General features: G+C 60.1%; 19 protein-coding genes. 1 reads left to right on the top strand and 18 read right to left on the bottom strand.

All coding sequences use genetic code 11. From position 1 onward, the window contains the following. Nucleotides 1-33: 33 nt before the first annotated feature. From rlmH to leuS, 6 genes are all read right to left on the bottom strand, one after another. Entirely contained in the window at nucleotides 34-504 is a 471-nt protein-coding gene (rlmH, locus tag REA38_RS23260) for a 23S rRNA (pseudouridine(1915)-N(3))-methyltransferase RlmH (protein ID WP_004940002.1), read from the bottom strand. 3 nt (nucleotides 505-507) lie between these two features. Next, complete coding sequence (gene rsfS, locus REA38_RS23255) at nucleotides 508-825, bottom strand: ribosome silencing factor (RefSeq protein WP_016928774.1); 318 nt, start codon at nucleotides 823-825, stop codon at nucleotides 508-510. A 194-nt stretch (nucleotides 826-1,019) separates the two neighbouring features. After that, complete coding sequence (gene nadD, locus REA38_RS23250; protein WP_015376938.1) at nucleotides 1,020-1,682, bottom strand: nicotinate-nucleotide adenylyltransferase; 663 nt, start codon at nucleotides 1,680-1,682, stop codon at nucleotides 1,020-1,022. Continuing rightward, nucleotides 1,672-2,706: a DNA polymerase III subunit delta gene (gene holA, locus REA38_RS23245; RefSeq protein ID WP_033647201.1), complete on the bottom strand. Its 1,035-nt coding sequence runs from the start codon at nucleotides 2,704-2,706 to the stop codon at nucleotides 1,672-1,674. Before holA ends, nadD begins: the two co-directional genes overlap by 11 nt. Continuing rightward, nucleotides 2,703-3,263 carry an LPS assembly lipoprotein LptE gene (gene lptE, locus REA38_RS23240; RefSeq protein WP_033637431.1) on the bottom strand — a complete coding sequence of 187 codons (561 nt, stop codon included), beginning with the start codon at nucleotides 3,261-3,263 and terminating at the stop codon, nucleotides 2,703-2,705. Before lptE ends, holA begins: the two co-directional genes overlap by 4 nt. A 14-nt stretch (nucleotides 3,264-3,277) precedes the next feature. Then, a complete protein-coding gene (gene leuS / locus REA38_RS23235; protein WP_033637432.1) occupies nucleotides 3,278-5,860 on the bottom strand; it encodes a leucine--tRNA ligase in 2,583 nt (860 codons plus the stop codon). A 285-nt stretch (nucleotides 5,861-6,145) separates the two neighbouring features. On the opposite strand from leuS, the gene REA38_RS23230 reads away from it, so the two are divergent. Then, a complete protein-coding gene (locus tag REA38_RS23230; RefSeq protein ID WP_025301844.1) occupies nucleotides 6,146-6,628 on the top strand; it encodes a zinc ribbon-containing protein in 483 nt (160 codons plus the stop codon). A 40-nt stretch (nucleotides 6,629-6,668) separates the two neighbouring features. Here REA38_RS23230 and REA38_RS23225 read toward each other — a convergent pair whose 3' ends face one another. From REA38_RS23225 to miaB, 12 genes are all read right to left on the bottom strand, one after another. Next, entirely contained in the window at nucleotides 6,669-7,373 is a 705-nt protein-coding gene (locus REA38_RS23225) for an FMN-dependent NADH-azoreductase (RefSeq protein WP_308886705.1), read from the bottom strand. 148 nt (nucleotides 7,374-7,521) lie between these two features. Beyond that, nucleotides 7,522-8,454 (bottom strand): pyrimidine-specific ribonucleoside hydrolase RihA, encoded by a 933-nt coding sequence (gene rihA, locus REA38_RS23220; RefSeq protein ID WP_308886704.1) that lies wholly within the window; start codon nucleotides 8,452-8,454, stop codon nucleotides 7,522-7,524. Between the two features lie 115 nt (nucleotides 8,455-8,569). Next, the gene (locus REA38_RS23215; protein ID WP_033637437.1) at nucleotides 8,570-9,295 is read right to left on the bottom strand and encodes an amino acid ABC transporter ATP-binding protein; all 726 of its coding nucleotides are present in this window, start codon (nucleotides 9,293-9,295) and stop codon (nucleotides 8,570-8,572) included. After that, nucleotides 9,295-9,969, bottom strand: a complete 675-nt coding sequence (gltK, locus tag REA38_RS23210; RefSeq protein ID WP_033637438.1) for a glutamate/aspartate ABC transporter permease GltK — start codon at nucleotides 9,967-9,969, stop codon at nucleotides 9,295-9,297. The genes REA38_RS23215 and gltK overlap by 1 nt, the downstream gene beginning before the upstream one ends. Then, the gene (locus tag REA38_RS23205) at nucleotides 9,969-10,709 is read right to left on the bottom strand and encodes an amino acid ABC transporter permease (RefSeq protein WP_033647195.1); all 741 of its coding nucleotides are present in this window, start codon (nucleotides 10,707-10,709) and stop codon (nucleotides 9,969-9,971) included. Before REA38_RS23205 ends, gltK begins: the two co-directional genes overlap by 1 nt. A 213-nt stretch (nucleotides 10,710-10,922) precedes the next feature. Next, entirely contained in the window at nucleotides 10,923-11,819 is an 897-nt protein-coding gene (locus REA38_RS23200; RefSeq protein ID WP_033637439.1) for an amino acid ABC transporter substrate-binding protein, read from the bottom strand. Between the two features lie 393 nt (nucleotides 11,820-12,212). Next, nucleotides 12,213-13,742, bottom strand: coding sequence for an apolipoprotein N-acyltransferase (gene lnt / locus REA38_RS23195; RefSeq protein ID WP_308886703.1), 1,530 nt, complete (start codon nucleotides 13,740-13,742; stop codon nucleotides 12,213-12,215). 7 nt (nucleotides 13,743-13,749) lie between these two features. After that, nucleotides 13,750-14,628: a CNNM family magnesium/cobalt transport protein CorC gene (gene corC, locus REA38_RS23190; protein ID WP_004939973.1), complete on the bottom strand. Its 879-nt coding sequence runs from the start codon at nucleotides 14,626-14,628 to the stop codon at nucleotides 13,750-13,752. Nucleotides 14,629-14,712: 84 nt separating this feature from the next. After that, entirely contained in the window at nucleotides 14,713-15,186 is a 474-nt protein-coding gene (gene ybeY / locus REA38_RS23185; protein ID WP_033637441.1) for an rRNA maturation RNase YbeY, read from the bottom strand. Further along, entirely contained in the window at nucleotides 15,183-16,238 is a 1,056-nt protein-coding gene (locus REA38_RS23180; RefSeq protein WP_033637443.1) for a PhoH family protein, read from the bottom strand. Before REA38_RS23180 ends, ybeY begins: the two co-directional genes overlap by 4 nt. A gap of 234 nt (nucleotides 16,239-16,472) precedes the next feature. Continuing rightward, nucleotides 16,473-16,808, bottom strand: coding sequence for a zinc ribbon domain-containing protein YjdM (locus REA38_RS23175; RefSeq protein WP_004939967.1), 336 nt, complete (start codon nucleotides 16,806-16,808; stop codon nucleotides 16,473-16,475). Nucleotides 16,809-16,926: 118 nt separating this feature from the next. Further along, complete coding sequence (gene miaB / locus REA38_RS23170; protein WP_004939964.1) at nucleotides 16,927-18,351, bottom strand: tRNA (N6-isopentenyl adenosine(37)-C2)-methylthiotransferase MiaB; 1,425 nt, start codon at nucleotides 18,349-18,351, stop codon at nucleotides 16,927-16,929. Between the last annotated feature and the right edge of the window lie 64 nt (nucleotides 18,352-18,415).

Raw genomic sequence — 18,415 nt, 5'->3', positions numbered from 1 at the left:
TGCTTTATTTCACTCTGTCACGGTCACCACCGGCTATTCCCGGTGGTAAGGATGATTTGTAGTAATACTCCAGGCGCGGTAGAGGCTTTCGGCCACCAGGACGCGCACCAAAGGATGCGGCAGCGTCAGCGGAGACAGTGACCAGCTCTGCTCGGCAGCGGCTTTGCAGGCGGGCGCCAGCCCTTCCGGGCCGCCGATCAGCAAGCTGACGTTGCGGCCATCCTGCTTCCAGCGTTCAAGCTGCTGCGCCAGCTGCGGCGTTTCCCACGGCGTGCCTGGGATGTCCAGCGTAACGATGCGGTTGCCTTTGCCCACCGCCGCCAGCATCTGTTCGCCTTCCTTGTCCAGAATGCGCTTGATGTCGGCGTTTTTGCCGCGTTTGCCCGCCGGGATCTCGGTCAGCTCAAACGGCATATCTTTGGGAAAGCGGTGCAGGTAATCCATAAAGCCGGTTTGCACCCAGTCTGGCATTTTGGTGCCGACCGCCACCAATTGCAGTTTCACCGCTTAGCTCCAGAGTTTTTCCAGCTCGTACAGGCGACGGCTCTCTTCCTGCATCACGTGCACGATCACTTCGCCCAGATCGACCACGATCCAGTCGGAGGCTTCCTGGCCTTTCATGCCGTACAGCTCCATGCCCGCGGCACGGGATTCCTGCACCACGTGGCTGGCGATCGACATCACGTGGCGAGTCGAGGTGCCGGTGCAGATGATCATGCAATCGGTGATGCTGGATTTGCCCTGGACGTCCAGAGCGATAATGTCTTGGCCTTTCAGATCATCGATTTTATCGATGACGAAATCTTGGAGCGCTTTACCTTGCAAAGGTTCCCCCTTGGGTGTGTTCTGTTCAGTCGGCTGCGGCGGGCAAAATGCGCGCGCCGCGGCGTAACCGGATAATGGTTTCGGCAGGCTGCCGCTGAAAGCCAGCTAACTGGTGACTGCCCGGCCAGCTAAGGTTTCCGGGGTTTTCAGCGGATACCTGAAAAATAGCGGCGCAGTATATCACGCACCTTTCGCTAGCGATATAAACCCTGCAACTCGATATAGCGCTGCACCGGGCGTGGCAGCAGGTCGTCGCAGTTGAGGCCCTGATGGCGGCGCTGACGGATCTCGGTGGCGGAAATTTCCAGCTCCGGCGTATCGGCCAAATAGATATGGCCGTGCGGGCGACGGCTGAGCAGCGCCGGGTCGGCGGTGCGATGGCGTTCCAGCCACTGCTGCAGTTCCGGCGTGTCCATGCGATCGTTATAGCCCGGGCGCGCCAGCACCAGCAGATGACACACGTCCAGCAGCGCCTGCCAGCGGTGCCACTTATGCAGCGTCAGCAGCGAGTCCTGACCAATGATAAACGCCAGCGGCTGGGCGGCGCCACGCTCTTTACGAATCGTTTCCAACGTCTCGATGGTGTAGGAGGGGGTGGTGCGGTGCAGTTCGCGATCGTCGACGGCAAACAGTGGATTGCCGGCGATCGCCAGCTCGACCATCTTCAGGCGCTGCTGCGCATTGGCCTCCGGCTGCGGGCGGTGCGGCGGCACGTGGTTAGGCAGCAGCGTGACGCGATTCAGGCCCACTTCGGCGGCCAACGCTTCCACCGGCCGCAGGTGGCCGTAGTGGATCGGGTCAAAGGTGCCGCCGAACAGCGCGTGCAAAACGGTGGGGTGTTCCGGGTTAGTGGGCATCGGTAAAACTCGTGGCCAAGGGTTTGCCGCACAGCAGCATCGACAGGGTTTCCAGTTCCGGCCAGACCGACTGGCCATAGTCCTGCTTGAGGGTCAGCTCGATTTGCGTCAGCAGCTGTACCGCCTGCTGCAGCTGGGGGCCGGACAGGCGTTGCAGCGCCTGGGTCACCAGCGGGCGGCGGTTCTGCCAGACCTTGTGCTGATCGAACAGCGTGCGCAGCGGCGCGGAAGCCATGCGGCGCTGCAGCGTCAGCAACAGCAGCAGTTCGCGCTGCAGGGTGCGCAGCAGGATCACCGGCTCCACGTCTTCTTGCTGCAGCTGCTGCAAAATATGCCAGGCGCGCTTGCTCTTGCCGGCCAGCAGGGCGTCCAGCCAGTGGAACGGCGTGAAGTGGGCGGCGTCGTTCACCGCCTGTTCGACGCGCGGCAGCGTGAGCTTGCCGTCCGGGTGCAGCAGCGACAGCCGCTCCAGCGCCTGCGACAGCGCCAGCAGGTTGCCTTCATAGCAGTAGCACAGCAGCTGATTGGCGGCGTCGTCCAACTCCAGCTTCATCGCCTTGGCGCGCGTGGCGACCCAGCGCGGCAGCTGCGCCTGTTCCGGCGTCTGGCAACTGACGAGGGCGCCGTGCGGGCTGAGCGCCTTGAACCAGGCGCTGTTTTCCTGCGCTTTGGTGAGGCGCGGGCCGCGCAGGATCAGCAGGATATCCTCGTGCAGCAGCGTGGCGAGCTTGGTCAGCTGTTCGCCGATCGGCGCCGTCGGGCCGTTTTCGGGGAAGATCAGCAGCAGCGTCTGGCGGCTGGCGAACAGGCTCATCGCCTGGCAGATGCCGAAGATGGCGTCCCAGTCGGTATGGGCGTCGAGGGAAATGCTGTAGTGCTCGCTGAACTGCTGCTGTTGCGCGGCCTGCCGGAGCAAATCCTGGCTCTCCTGCAGCAGCAGCGGTTCATTGCCGCTCAATAAATAACAAGCGCGCAGCCCCTCTCGGAGCTGCGCGGCAAGTTGTTCCGGATAAATGCGGATCATTGTGCGGTTTGGCTTGCCGCTCGTTCGCCGGCGGCAGCGGCTTTCTGCCGGTTATCTTCTTCCGCCGCATGCACGGCCAGCAGTTTGCGCACCAGCTGTTGCGCCGCCTGCTCACGCATTTCCTGGCGAATGATCTCCTGTTCGGAGTCCTTGGCCAGCGCGGTCAACGGGTTGTCGAAGAAGGAACGGAACACTTTCACCGACAGCGGATACAGGTCATGGCCCGGGATCAGCACCTGCGCCTGCACGGTCAGCACCATCTGGTACTCGGCGGTTTTACCGTCCTGGAAGATCGAAGCGGTATCCTGGCTTTCCGTCGCGCCGACGATGCGCAGGGAAGGCACGTCTTTACGCTTCGGATCGCTGACGATAGTCACGTCGTTCAGACGCAGCTGTTCGCGCACCGAGCGCGTCAACGGGCCGTAAGGGTCAGCGCTGTCCAGGATCAGCGTTTTCATTTCATTAGGCACCTGCGTGGTGCCGCGCAGGTGAAAACCGCAGCCGGCGGTGACCAGCACCGCCAACCCCAGCAACAGCGTCAGAATGCGTTGTCGCACAATTCCTCCTTGTGTTAACCCACAACCAGGTTAAGCAGTTTGCCCGGAACGTAGATCACTTTGCGAATCGTGACGCCGTCCAGATATTTAGCCACCAGATGCTCTTCGGCAGCGCGCGCGCGCACCTGCTCTTCGGTCGCATCGGCGGATACGGTGATTTTAGCGCGAACCTTGCCGTTCACCTGCACCACCACCAGTTTGGAGTCTTCGACCATCGCCTGCTCGTCGGCAACCGGCCATGGCGCAGTGTCTACGTCGCCTTCGCCGCCCAGCGCTTGCCACAGCGTGAAGCATACGTGCGGGGTGAACGGATACAGCATGCGAACCACGGCCAGCAGCGCTTCCTGCAGCAGCGCGCGATCCTGCTCGCTCTCCTGCGGTGCGCGGGCCAGCTTGTTCATCAGCTCCATCACGGCGGCGATCGCGGTGTTGAAGGTCTGACGGCGGCCGATGTCATCGGTCACCTTGGCGATGGTTTTGTGCAGATCGCGGCGCAGCGCTTTCTGATCTTCGTTCAGCGCCGCCACGTCGAGCGGCTGCACCGCGCCTTTTTCCACGTGATCGTAGGCCAGTTTCCACACGCGTTTCAGGAAGCGGTTAGCCCCTTCCACGCCGGATTCCTGCCACTCCAGCGTCATTTCTGCCGGTGAAGCGAACATCATGAACAGACGCACGGTGTCCGCGCCGTATTTTTCCACCATCTCCTGCGGGTCGATGCCGTTGTTTTTCGACTTCGACATTTTGCTCATGCCAGCATAGACCAGTTCACGGCCTTGCGGATCGGTGGCCTTGATGATGCGACCCTTGTCGTCGCGCTCGACGGTGGCGTCAACCGGGGACACCCAGACGCGCTCGCCGCTGTTGCCGGTGTAGTAGAAGGCGTCGGCCAACACCATGCCCTGACACAGCAGGCGCTTGGCCGGCTCGTCGGAATCCACCAGGCCCGCATCGCGCATCAGCTTGTGGAAGAAGCGGAAGTACATCAGGTGCATGATGGCGTGTTCGATGCCACCGATATATTGATCGACCGGCAGCCAGTAGTTGGCGGCGGCCGGATCCAGCATGCCTTGGTCATACTGCGGGCAGGTGTAGCGCGCGTAGTACCAGGAAGACTCCATAAAGGTGTCGAAAGTATCGGTTTCACGCAGCGCCGGCTGGCCGTCGACGGTGGTCTTCGCCCACTCAGGATCGGCCTTGATCGGGCTGGTGATGCCGTCCATGACCACGTCTTCCGGCAGGATCACCGGCAACTGGTCTTCCGGCGTCGGCATCACGGTGCCGTCTTCCAGCGTCACCATCGGGATTGGCGCGCCCCAGTAACGCTGACGGGAAACGCCCCAGTCGCGCAGACGGTAGTTGACCTTGCGCTGGCCTACGCCCTTGGCGACCAGTTTGTCGGCGATGGCGTTGAAGCCCGCTTCATTGTCCAGGCCGTCGAACTCGCCGGAGTTGAACAGCGCGCCTTTGTCGGTCATCGCTTCGGCGCTCACGTCAGGCTGGCTGCCGTCGAGGTTCAGGATCACCGGTTTGATCGGCAAATCGTATTTGGTGGCGAATTCCCAGTCGCGCTGGTCGTGCGCCGGTACCGCCATCACGGCGCCGGTGCCGTATTCCATCAGCACGAAGTTGGCGACCCACACCGGCAGCTTCTCGCCGCTCAGCGGGTGGACAACGAACAGGCCGGTCGGCATGCCTTTCTTCTCCATCGTCGCCATTTCGGCTTCGGCAACTTTGGTGTTGCGGCATTCGTCGATGAAGTCGGTCAGCGCCGGGTTGTTGCGCGCGCCTTGTTGCGCCAGCGGGTGGCCCGCGGCGACCGCCACGTAGGTGGCGCCCATGAAGGTGTCGGGACGGGTGGTGTAAACCGTCAGCTTCTCTTCGCTGTCCGCCACGTCGAAGGTGATTTCCACGCCTTCGGAGCGGCCAATCCAGTTGCGCTGCATGGTTTTCACCTGCTCCGGCCAGCTTTCAAGCGTGTCCAGATCGTTCAGCAGCTGATCGGCGTAGGCGGTGATTTTGATGAACCACTGCGGGATCTCTTTACGCTCGACCTTGGTGTCGCAGCGCCAGCAGCAGCCGTCGATAACCTGTTCGTTGGCCAGCACGGTCAGATCGTGCGGGCACCAGTTCACCGCCGAGGTCTTTTTGTAGACCAGGCCTTTTTCATACAGCTTGGTGAAGAACCACTGTTCCCAGCGGTAGTATTCCGGCTGGCAGGTGGCGATTTCGCGATCCCAGTCGTAGCCGAAGCCCAGCAATTTCAGCTGGTTCTTCATGTATTCGATGTTGTCATAGGTCCACGGGGCCGGTGCGGTGTTGTTTTTCACCGCCGCGCCTTCCGCCGGCAGGCCGAACGCATCCCAGCCGATCGGCTGCAGCACGTTTTTGCCCAGCATGCGCTGATAGCGCGAGATCACGTCGCCGATAGTGTAGTTACGAACGTGGCCCATGTGCAGTCGGCCGGACGGGTAAGGCAGCATGGATAGGCAGTAGTACTTTTCCTTGCTGTCGTCTTCGGTAACTTTGAAAGTCTGCTTCTCTTGCCAGTGAAGCTGTACGTTCGATTCTATGTCTTCTGGACGGTATTGCTCTTGCATGGCGGCCGGTGGTCCTGTAGGTGTAAACCGTTGCCCCGGTCAGAGGCAACGCAATGAACATTTAGTATTCGTAGATCCGCATAGCATAGCTGATAAGACCTCCCGGCAACAACTCCAAGCGCCTGACTCGGCGCATTTAAAAAAAGCGTCGTCATGACGCGGCTCACAACCTGCGGATCCCGCGTCTTGCCAAGTGACATCAGTCATTTACGGCTAAAATAAGAACAAGTAGCTTAGGGGTATCCCTACAGCCAAGTCCGGCGCAGCGTTTATCGAGGAGAGTCTATGAACAAGGTTGCTCAGTATTACCGCGAATTGGTGGCATCGCTGACCGAACGCCTGAAAAACGGTGAACGCGATATCGACGAACTGGTGGCCAGCGCGGAGCGGCGGTTGAACGAGGCCGAGGATCTGACCCGCGATGAGGTGCGGCAGGTGACGCAGGCGGTGCGGCGCGATCTGGAAGAGTTCGCCCGCAGCTATCAGGAGAGCCGGGACGAGTTTACCGACAGCGTGTTTATGCGGGTGATCAAAGAGAGCCTGTGGCAGGAACTGGCGGATATCACCGACAAAACCCAGCTGGAGTGGCGCGAGGTGTTCAAGGATGTCAGCCACCACGGCGTTTACCACAGCGGTGAAGTGGTGGGGCTGGGCAATCTGGTGTGCGAGCAGTGTCACTACCACCTGGCGTTCTACACGCCGGAGGTGCTGCCGCTGTGCCCGAAATGCGGCCACGACCAGTTCCAGCGGCGGCCGTTTGAACCTTGATGGCGCTCCCCGGCAGGGCGGGGAACGCTAAGGCCGGCGTTTAGCGGAACAGTTTCTTCAGCAGGTTGCTGAGGAAACCGCCGCTGACGGTAGCCGGGGCGGCTTGCGCCTGCGCCGGTGCGCTGGCCGGTACGGCGACGCCGGCCGGGATTTTCTGCGCGACCGCGATGCGGCTGTCCTGGGCGGCTTTCTCCGCCGCTTCCGGGCCGTAGGCGAAGCCTTCCGCCAGCACGAATTCAACGTCGGTGATGCCGATAAAGCCCAGGAACAGCTTCACGTACGGCGTGATCAGATCCGTCGGCGTGCCGGCGTGGATGCCGCCGCGGCTGGAGATGACGATCGCTTTCTTGCCTGTCACCAGCCCTTCGGCGCCGGCGGAAGTATAGCGGAACGTCTGACCGGCGCGGGCAATCAGATCGAAGTAGATCTTCAGCTGTGTCGGGATGTTGAAGTTGTACATCGGGGCGCTGATGATCAGCGTGTCGTGCGACTTCAGCTCGGCAATCAGCTCATCGGACAGCGCCAGGGTGCTTTGCTGGTGCGGCGTCAGCGGTTTATCGCCGGCGGTAAAACCGGCCATCACTTCACCATCCAGCTCCGGCAGCGTCGGGTTGGCCAAATCGCGCACGGTGAACCTGTCTTCAGGGTGAGTTTCACGCCATTGTTCAACAAAAAAATCGACTAATTTTCCAGACTGGGAATATTCACCCAGAATACTTGATTTCAGGACCAGTACGCGGCTCATTGGCTTATCTCCAGGCGAAGTCTAATCGGTGACGATGTCAGTCGGTGTAAACGCATGGTAGAGGCAAGCCAGGAACAGTGATAGCGCAAAAATTCGCTGAGTTAAATCAAAAAAATTGAAATAGGGGCGCGAATGCGCCCCGATGGGATCAATAACGCGCTACGCGCTCGGCCAGCAGATCGATAAAGCCTTCGCGGTTGATGCCGGTCAGCACTTCCACGTTGGCCGCGTTGCCGGTTTGCTGGAAATAGTCCACCACCGTCATGCCGGCGGTGTATTCCCCCTTGGTTTCCACCCCCACCCAGCGCTCTACGCCGGAAAACAGCTGCGGCGCCAGCAGCCAGGCGATGGTGCAGGGATCGTGCATCGCCGCGCCGGGCAGGCCGCGCGGGTGGCTGAGATACAGCGGCAGGTAAAAATCGAGCATCTCCGCGACCGCCTGCGCGACCGGATTGGCTATCTGACGAATGCGTTCGATATCCTGCGGCAACACCAGCGCCTGATGGGTGACGTTCAGGCCGGCCATGGTCAGCGGCACGCCGGATTTCAGCACCATTTCGGCGGCTTCGGGATCGACGAAGATGTTGAACTCCGCGACCGGCGTGGTATTGCCGGCGTTCATGCCGCCGCCCATGAATACGATGCGCTCGATGCGGCTTTTCAGCTCGGCATGCTGGGCCAACAGCAGGGCGATGTTGGTCATCGGGCCGGTCACCACCAGGGTTATCGGCTGCGGGCTGGCGCGCAGCAGGTCGGCGATCAGTTCGACGGCGCCGCGGGGATCGGGTTTGAGGGTCGGCGCCGGCAGGTGGGTGTTACCCATGCCGGTTTTGCCGTGGACATAGTCGGCGATCACCAGCTCGCGCATCAGCGGGCCGCCGGCGCCGGCGGCGACCGGTATGTCCTCGCGCCCCATCAGGGTCAACAGGCCCAGCGCGTTACGCAGGGTTTTCTCCGGCGTCTGGTTGCCGGCGGAGGTGGTGATGGCTTTGACGTCCAGCTCCGGCGAACGCAGCGCCATGGCCAGCGCGATGGCGTCGTCGAGGCCGGGATCGCAATCGATGATAATAGGGCGGGGCATGTTCTTTCTCCTCTGTTTGTTATCCAGCGAGCATCGGATCAAAACCGGGGAGAAACAAGCGCTTTTAGTGCCGGGAGAAAAGATGCGCCCCTGGCGGGGCGCATGGATGGCGTATTTAGTGCAGGATCTTGGCCAGGAAGTCCTTGGCGCGATCGGATTCAGGGTTGTTGAAGAAATCGTCTTTGTTGCGGTCTTCGACGATTTTGCCTTCGTCCATAAAGATCACGCGATTCGCCACCTTGCGGGCGAAGCCCATTTCGTGGGTCACCACCATCATGGTCATGCCTTCGTTCGCCAGTTCGACCATTACGTCCAGCACTTCGTTGATCATTTCCGGATCGAGCGCCGAGGTCGGCTCATCGAACAGCATGGCGATCGGATCCATGCACAGCGCGCGGGCGATGGCGACGCGCTGCTGCTGGCCGCCGGACAGCTGACCGGGGAACTTGTTGGCATGGGCGGTGAGGCCGACGCGCTCCAGCAGCTTCAGGCCCTTCTCGCGCGAGGCGGTCTTATCGCGCTTGAGCACTTTTACCTGCGCCAGCGTCAGGTTGTCGATGATGGACAGGTGCGGGAACAGTTCAAAGTGTTGGAACACCATGCCGACCTTGGCGCGCAGCTGCGCCAGGTTGGTTTTCTTGTCGTTGACCGGCGTGCCGTTCACCAGGATGCTTCCCTGCTGGATCGGCTCCAGGCCGTTGACGGTTTTGATCAGGGTGGACTTGCCGGAACCTGAAGGACCGCAGACGACGACCACTTCGCCTTTTTTCACTTCGGTGGTGCAATCGGTCAACACTTGAAAGTGACCGTACCACTTGGAAACATTTTTCAGGGATATCATCAAACAGTCCTTTTCTTCAAATAGCTTACCAGCGCCGAGGCGGCGAGGCTGATAACAAAATAGACAAAGCCGGCGAACAGGATCATTTCAACCTGGGTGCCGTCGCGTTCGCCGATGGTCGACGCGGTGCGGAAGAAGTCGGCCAGGCTCAGTACGTAAACCAGCGAGGTATCCTGGAACAGCACGATGCCCTGGGTCAGCAGCAGCGGCACCATGGCGCGGAACGCCTGCGGCAGGATCACCAGCCGCATGGATTGCCAGTGGGTCATGCCCAGCGCCAGCGCGGCGGAAGATTGGCCGCGCGAGATGCTGATAATGCCGGCGCGGATGATTTCCGAATAATAAGCCGCTTCAAACAGGGAAAAGGCTACCATAGCCGAGATCAGGCGAATATCGGTTTTCGGCGACAGCCCTAGAACCTGTTGTAATAAGCTTGGAACCACCAGATAGAACCACAGCAGCACCATCACCAGCGGTACCGAACGGAACAGGTTGACGTACAGGGTGGCGAACCAGCTGATCGGTTTGAACGGCGACAGGCGCATCACCGCCAGCACGGTGCCCCACAGGATGCCGACCACGACGGCGGTCACGGTGATCTTCAGCGTGATCACCATGCCCTGCAGCAGATAAGGGAAGCTTGGGACGATTGACGCCCAGTCAAATTCGTACATTATTTACTCCCCAGGTTGCCAGGCAACTGCACTTTCTTTTCGACCAGACGCATAAACAGCATGATAACGGCGTTGATGCCGATATAAGCCAGCGTGATGGCGGTAAAGGATTCATAGGCGTGTGCGGAGTAATCCAACAGCTTGCCGGCCTGCGCGGCCATGTCCACCAGCCCGATGGTGGAGGCGATGGCGGAGTTTTTGACCAGGTTGAGCATCTCCGAGGTCATCGGCGGCACGATCACCCGGTAGGCGTTCGGCAACAGCACGTAGCGGTAGGTTTGCGGCAGCGTCAGGCCCATCGCCAGCCCGGCGGCTTTCTGGCCGCGCGGCAGGGATTGAATGGCGGCGCGCACCTGCTCGCAAACGCGGGCGGCGGTAAACAGCCCCAGACAAAGCATGGAAGAGACGAAGAACTGCACGTTGGGATCCAGCTCGGTCTTAAACCAGGTGCCGATATTGACCGGCAGCAGCTCGGGGATCACCAGATACCAGGTAAAGAATTGCACGATCAGCGGCACGTTGCGGAACAGCTCGACGTAACAGGTGCCGAGAGTGGAAAGAAAGCGGTTGGGCACGGTACGCAAGATACCGAACAGCGAACCGACGAAGAAAGCGATAATCCATGCACAGACGGAGAGGGCCACCGTGACCTGAAAGCCGGACCAGATCCAGCCGAGGTAAGTGGTGTTCCCAAACGGGGCCTGCTGCAGGAAGATACCCCAGTTCCAATCTATTGACATAACAAACTCCGATAAACGGGCGCAGGGCGCCGAAGATTGATGACTTGATGAGCGCCGATCGCCGCGCGGCCAGTCTGGCTGGCTTGTTGTGTACGGATGTCGGTGGCGCGCCTTGGGGAAAATGAGGGAGGGGAACGGCCCCCCTCATTCCTGTCTGTCCCAGTCATCAACTGGGCCGGTTTGGCCTGGCGGCCGCCCCGGCTTTTGTTCTATTTAGTTCAACGCTTTGTCGTTAGGCTCTTTGAACAGTTGCTTCATGTCGTCCGACAGTTCGAAGTTCATGTTGAGCTGTTTTGGTGGGATAGGCTGTTTGAACCATTTGTCAAACCACTTGGCCGCTTCACCGGAAGTTTGCGCCTGGGCGATGGTGTCATCGACCAGTTTTTTGAACTCAGGGTCGTCTTTACGCAGCATGCAGCCGTAGGCCTCTTTCGACTGCGGCGTGCCGATGATTTCCCACTGATCCGGTTTCTTGGCCTTGGCGCGCTCGCCCGCCAGCAGGGCGTCATCCATCATGAAGGCTACGGCGCGGCCGCTTTCCAGAGTGCGGAAGGAATCGCCGTGATCTTTGGCGCTGATGATGCGCATGTTCATCTTGCCGCTGTCGTTCAGCTTGTTCAGCAGCACTTCGGAGGTGGTGCCGGAGGTGACCACCACCGGTTTGCCTGCCAGGTCTTTAAAGTCTTTGATGTCGGAGCCTTTTTTCACCAGCAAGCGGGTGCCGACCACGAAAATGGTGTCGGAGAAGGCGGCCTGTTTCTGGCGCTCGAGGTTATTGGTGGTGGAGCCGCACTCGAAATCATAGGTGCCGTTTTGCAGCAGCGGGATGCGGTTCTGCGAGGTAATCGGCAGCATTTTCACCTGCAGATTCGGTGCATTCAGCTTTTTCTTAACGGCTTCAACGATTTGGTTGGAGTAGTCCTGAGAGTAGCCCACAACTTTTTGTTGGTTGTCGTAGTAGGAGAACGGCACTGACGATTCGCGGTGGCCGACAACGATCACGCCATTGTCTTTGATTTTCTTCAGCGTACCGGTCAGGTCTTCCGCATGCGCCACGCTACCTGCCATACCGAGCAGCAGTAACGATAACGCCAATTTACGCATTTGCATGGTCCAACTCCTTTGCTGTTGTGGTGGCTCTGACTAAAGAGCGTCAGGTTAAACCGACTATTTATTGCTCAAGTTATAAAGATAGTCTTAGAACGGATAGCCGTTAAAAAATAACCGATTGTGAATATCTTGAAACTAAAATGTTTCATTTTTTGAGACGCCGCGCGCACCAAATCAATGCAACAAAACGCTGACGCACTCGTGCGGTGCGCTCGATGCACCCAAAATGTGCGCAGGTGCGACAAAACGTCAGCAAAAGTAAACCGGCGCGCGAGGTTGCCATAGATAAAAGCAAGGAGTGTGCCAGCCGCGTTGATTTAACGGCATTTTCTGACTGGGGTGGGGATATTGACGGGAAAGTGGGGCGCGGCGAGCGCGCCCCGGCGAAGAGGACTATTTACGGCGCAGGCCCAACATCAGCGCCCAGCCGCCCAGCAGCAGGGTTATCACCCACAGCGGCGTGGCGCCGAAGCGCGCATAAGGCGTGACGCCGGTGGTCGGCGTGACCTTCACTTCGAGCACCTGACGGGTGAACTGCGGGATCTCGGCGATCACCTCGCCGTTCGCGTCCACCGCGGCGGTGACGCCGTTATTGGTGCTGCGCAGCAGCGGCCGGCCGAGCTCCAGCGCCCGCATGCGCGCCATCTGGAAGTGTTGCCACGGGCCGATGGAGTGGCCGAACCAGGCATCGTTGGAGATGGTCAGCAGGAAGTTGGTGTCCGGGCGGAAGTTATCGCGCACCTGCTGGCCCAGCACGATTTCGTAGCAGATGGCCGCCGTCAGGTTGTACCCGCGCACGCTGAGCTGCGGCTGCACATAGTCGCCGCGGCTGAAGGAAGACATCGGCAGATCGAAGAACGGCGCCAGCGGCCGCAGCAGCGTCTCCAGCGGCACGAATTCGCCGAACGGCACCAGGTGGTGCTTGTTGTAGCGATTCTTGTCCGGGTAGCTGTACGGCGTCGGTTCGCCGAGCACGATGGCGCTGTTGTAGATCTGCTGGCCCTGTGGCGTGGCGCGCACGTCGACGATGCCGGTGATCAGGCTGCTGTTCTTCGCCCGCATCAGGTCGTCCATCATGGTCAGGAAGCCGTTCTGGTTGGCTTCATAATCCGGGATGGCGGACTCCGGCCAGATGACGATCGGCGCCTTGCCCACGTACGGACGGGTTTCGTCCAGATAGGTTTGCAGCGTGCTGACCAGCGCTTTCGGATCCCATTTCATCGACTGGGCGATGTTGCCTTGCACCATGGCGACGTTCACCGCTTTCTCCGGCTGCGGGGTAAACCACTGCAGTTGGCGCAGCGGCCACGGCAACAGCAGCAGCGCGGCGGCGATGACCGCAGCCGACAGGCGGCGCTGATTGACGGCATACACCAGCAGACCGGCGATGGCCATCAGCACAAAGGTGATGGCGTCGACGCCCAGCAGCGGCGCGATGCCCTTCAGCGGGCCGTTGATCTGGCTGTAGCCGAACTGCAGCCAGGGGAAGCCGGTCAGCACCCAGCCGCGCAGGAATTCGGTCACCTGCCACAGCGCCGGCGCGGCGATGGCCAGCCGCCACCAGCGAGTGGCCGGGCACAGGCGCGTCAACAGCCCGGCGAACAGCCCGGTATACAGCGACAGGTAAGCGGCGAGCAGCACCACCAGGAAGACGTTGACGGCGAAAGGCATGCCGCCGAAATCGGCGATGCTGACATACACCCAGTTGATGCCGCTGCCGAACAGCCCGAAGCCCCAGACAAAGCCGAGCAGGGCGGACTGTTTGGCGGTGCGATTGAGGGTAATGGCCAGCAGGCCGAACAGGGAGACGATGGCCGCTGGCCAGAAGTCGTAGGGTGAGAACGCCAGCGTCCCGCCGGCACCTGACAACAGCGCCAGCAGGGCGCGAACCCGCTGGCGTTCAAGTAATGAGGCTTTAGCCATGTTGGATTTAATCTTCCAGTTTCGGTGGTGGAGAATCGTCCGGAATTTTTACATGAACCTGGATAATACGTCGACTGTCGGCCATGGCAACTTTAAATAGGTAACCTTCGATTTCAATGGTTTCCCCGCGCGCCGGCAGGTGGCCGAAGGCCTGCATCACCAGACCGCCGATGGTATCGACCTCGTCGTCGCTAAAATGGGTACCGAAGGCTTCGTTGAAGTCTTCGATCGGGGCCAATGCGCGCACGGTGTACATGTGGCGGCTGAGCTGGCGGATATCCAGATCGTCTTCGTCGTCGTATTCGTCTTCGATCTCGCCGACGATCAGTTCCAGAATGTCTTCGATGGTGACCAGGCCGGACACGCCGCCGAATTCGTCAATGACAATCGCCATGTGATAGCGCTGGGAGCGGAACTCTTTCAGCATCCGGTCGACGCGCTTGCTTTCCGGCACCACCACCGCGGTGCGCAGCACCTTGTCGATGCTGAACGGCTCGGAGTCTGCGCGCATGAACGGCAGCAGATCCTTGGCCATCAGAATGCCTTCGATGTGATCTTTGTCTTCGCTGATCACCGGGAAGCGCGAGTGGGCGGAGTCGATAATCACGTCCAGGCACTCTTCCAGCGTCTGGTTGCGCTTGAGCGTCACCATCTGGGAGCGGGGGATCATGATGTCGCGCACGCGCTGCTCGGCGATATCCATCACGCCTTCCAGCATGTCGCGAGTATCGGGATCGATCAGGTCGTTTTGTTCGGAATCACGGATCAGCTCGACCAGATCGCCACGGTTTTTGGGCTCGCCGTGGAACAGCTGGTTAAGGATAAGAGTAAAGAACCCCTTCTTGGGACTGGGGCTGTCATTGCTTTGTGAATGGTCGTCGCTCATGGCGTTTTCGTTACTGTCACTCATGTCAGAGTTAAGGGGCGTCAGCGACAGCCCCGCAGGGGGCTGTAGGGTAAACGGCTGACGTCAGACGGGGTCTTTTTCCGCCAGGTACGGATCAGGATAGCCCAGTCCGTGCATGATTTCGGTTTCCAAAGACTCCATTTCTTCGGCTTCATCGTCTTCGATGTGGTCATACCCTAGCAGATGAAGACTGCCGTGGACAACCATATGCGCCCAGTGGGCCTCCAGCGCCTTGCCTTGCTCAATCGCTTCCTGTTCAACCACCTGGCGGCAGATGATCAGATCGCCGAGCAGCGGCAGCTCGATGCCCGGCGGGGCCTCGAACGGGAAAGAGAGCACGTTGGTCGGCTTGTCTTTGCCGCGGTAGGTCAGGTTCAGCTCGTGGCTTTCCGCTTCGTCAACCAGACGCACGGTCACCTCGGCCTCTTCCTGAAATTGCGGCAGCACGCCTTCCAGCCAGCGCTGGAAGGTGGCCTCATCCGGCAGGCCGTCGCCGCTTTCACAGGCAATCTGCAGATCCAAAATCACCTGGCTCATGGTGTCTCCTGCTCGGAGGCGGCGAGCGCCTCGCGCTTACGTTGTTCGGCAATCGCGTCTTTGCGTTTCTGCTCGGCCGCTTCCCAGGCCTCATAGGCGATGACCACGCGGGCCACCACCGGGTGGCGCACCACGTCTTCGCTGTGGAAGAAGTTGAAGCTCAGTTCTTCCACGTCCGAAAGCACTTCCACCGCGTGGCGCAGGCCGGATTTCTGGTTGCGCGGCAGGTCGATCTGGGTGACGTCGCCGGTGATGACCGCCTTCGAGTTGAAGCCGATGCGCGTCAGGAACATCTTCATCTGTTCGATGGTGGTGTTCTGGCTCTCATCCAGAATGATAAAGGCGTCGTTCAGCGTGCGGCCGCGCATATAGGCCAGCGGCGCGACTTCGATCACGTTGCGCTCGATGAGCTTCTCCACGCGCTCGAAGCCCAGCATTTCGAACAGGGCGTCGTACAGCGGGCGCAGATAGGGATCGACCTTCTGGCTCAGATCGCCCGGCAGGAAGCCCAGCTTTTCGCCGGCTTCGACCGCGGGGCGGGTCAGCAGAATGCGGCGAATTTCCTGGCGCTCCAGCGCATCTACCGCGGCGGCGACCGCCAGGTAGGTCTTGCCGGTGCCCGCCGGGCCGATGCCGAAGGTGATGTCGTGATCGAGAATGTTGGCGATGTACTGCGCCTGGTTGGGCGTGCGCGGTTTCACCATGCCGCGCTTGGTTTTGATGGTGACCGCCTTGCCGTAATCCGGCACGCTGTCGGCTACCTGTTCCAGCACCCGGCTCTCTTTGATGGCCAGGTGGATTTGCTCCGGATCGATATCCGGGATCACGCCGCGAATCGGCGCGGTATCCACGTACAGATGGCGCAGGATATCGGCGGCGGCGGCCACGCACAGGTTTTTGCCGACCAGCTTGAAACGGTTGTCGCGGCGATTGATTTCGATGCCCAATCGGCGCTCGAGTTGTTTGATGTTGTCATCAAACGGGCCGCACAGGCTGAGCAAACGCTTGTTGTCTGCGGGCTCTAACAAAATTTCTTGTGTTGCGACGTTCAAACTATTCCTCTAGGTCACATCGGGCCTGGTTGATGTCACATAGCGCGTCCGGGACGCGCGCGTTCAGGGCGAGCCTGAATACTCTCTTTCTTGAATTATTCATGGTGCGCCGCAACGGCGCAAGTTTACCGCTGATCTATCTGTGCGCCGTCGGCGAAATTCAAGGGAAGAAAAGGAAAAAACGCGGCGGGGCGTAAAGCCCGCCGCGTCATCACAGAACAAGGCCGCTGGGAATCAATTCTTTTTCACGAACTCGGATTTCAGCTTCATCGGGCCGAAGCCATCGATTTTGCAGTCGATGTTGTGATCGCCTTCGACCAGGCGAATGTTTTTCACCTTGGTGCCGATCTTGAGCATCGAGGAGCTGCCTTTGACCTTCAGGTCTTTGATCACGGTGACCGCGTCGCCGTCCGCCAGCAGGTTGCCGTTGGCGTCTTTGACGATCAGCGCGTCCTGATCTTCCGCCGGGGCGCTGTCGCTCCACTCGTGGGCGCACTCAGGGCAGATGAACAGGGCATTGTCCTGGTAGGTGTATTCGGAGTTGCACTTCGGGCAGTGTGGGAGTTGCATGTTATGTCGCCTCTTCAACAATAAAAAAATAAAAAAGCAAATCACCGGGCGCGGACGCCCGGCGGAGAAACGGTAAGGAGTAGCGCGAATGGGCGGCGATAAGGCGGCCGCCGCGGCGTCAGGGCTGGTAAATGCCGACGCCCAGCGCGTTTTCTTTGCGGGTACGGGCGATCACCGACTGCGGGGATTCATGTACGCGCAGATCCATCTGCTGTTCGGTGCGCACCACTGCGCCACGCAGGGTGTTGGTCAGCACCTCGGTAATTTCCACGTCGACGAACTGGCCGATCATGTCGGGCGTGCCCTCGAAGTTTACCACACGGTTGCACTCCGTGCGCCCGGCCAGCTCCATCACGCTTTTGCGCGAGGTGCCCTCCACCAGAATGCGCTGGACGGTGCCGAGCATGCGGCGGCTGAACTGCAGCGCCTGCTGGTTGATGCGGTCCTGCAGAATATACAGCCGCTGTTTTTTCTCTTCTTCGCTGACGTCGTCGACCATGTCCGCCGCCGGGGTGCCCGGGCGCGACGAATAGATGAAGCTGAAGCTGACGTCGAAATTGACGTCGGCGATCAGGTTCATGGTCTGTTCGAAGTCGGCCTGGCTTTCGCCCGGGAAACCGACGATGAAATCGGAGCTGAGCTGGATGTTCGGGCGCGCCTTGCGCAGCTTGCGGATAATCGCCTTGTACTCCAGCGCGGTGTGCGCGCGTTTCATCATGGTCAGGATGCGATCCGAACCGCTCTGCACCGGCAGATGCAGGAAGCTGACCAGCTCCGGCGTGTCTTCATACACCGCGATGATATCATCGGTGAACTCGATAGGGTGGCTGGTGGTGAAGCGAATGCGATCGATGCCGTCGATGGCCGCCACCAGGCGCAGCAGTTCGGCGAACGAGCAGATATCGCCGTCATGCGTGGCGCCGCGGTAAGCGTTGACGTTTTGGCCGAGCAGGTTGACCTCGCGTACGCCCTGCGCCGCCAGTTGGGCGATTTCGAACAGCACGTCGTCGCTCGGGCGGCTCACTTCCTCGCCGCGGGTGTAAGGCACCACGCAGAAGGTGCAGTATTTGTTGCAGCCTTCCATGATCGACACGAATGCGGTCGGGCCTTCGGCGCGCGGTTCCGGCAGACGGTCGAACTTTTCGATCTCCGGGAAGCTGATGTCGACCACCGGGCTGCGGGTGCCCTGAACGTGATTGATCATTTCCGGCAGGCGGTGCAGGGTCTGCGGGCCGAATACCACGTCAACGCAGGGCGCGCGGCTGCGGATCAGTTCACCTTCTTGCGAGGCCACGCAACCGCCGACGCCGATGATCACCGACGGGTTCTTTTCTTTCAGCAAGCGCCAGCGCCCCAGCATGGCGAAAACTTTCTCCTGCGCCTTTTCACGGATCGAGCAGGTGTTCAGCAGCAGCACGTCCGCCTCTTCGGCGTTATCGGTCCACTCGAAGCCGTGCGTGCTGTTCAACAGGTCGGCCATTTTCGATGAATCGTACTCATTCATCTGGCAGCCCCAGGTTTTGATATGTAGTTTTTTCGTCATTGACTTGCCATTACTCAGTGCGGAGCGAAAGTTGCGTTACGCGACATGCAGGGCGCGTATTGTA

It is taken from the genome of Serratia sp. MF1(2023), from assembly GCF_030954545.1.
In the GTDB taxonomy this organism is placed as follows: Bacteria; Pseudomonadota; Gammaproteobacteria; order Enterobacterales; family Enterobacteriaceae; genus Serratia; species Serratia sarumanii.
Note: the sequence above shows the minus strand (reverse complement) of the source record. Positions and strands in the feature narration are given on the sequence as shown.